Source organism: Mesorhizobium sp. Arg314 (assembly GCF_053714275.1).
In genome coordinates, this window is sequence record NZ_JBSKBP010000397.1 from 1 (window position 1) to 212 (window position 212).

A 212-nucleotide genomic window follows, 5' to 3' on the forward strand; every position below is an offset into this window, starting at 1 on the left:
CGGTCCAGCGGTGGATGGTCGTGTGATCGACCGTAATGCCGCGCTCGGCCATCATCTCCTCAAGATCACGCAGGCTCCGATTGTAGGCAAGGTACCAGCGCACGCAAAGCAGGATCACAGATTGGTCGAACTGAGGGCCTTTGAACATTGCACCCTCGGAAATGATCGAAGGCTCCGTGCCACAGCGCAGGTAATCAAAAGGTTGCAACAGA

General features: G+C 56.1%; 1 pseudogene. It reads right to left on the reverse strand.

What is annotated here, in order from left to right:
- A pseudogene (locus ACWGS9_RS36010) lies at nucleotides 1-148 on the reverse strand (IS6 family transposase); the annotation flags it as partial.
- Nucleotides 149-212: the final 64 nt, after the last annotated feature.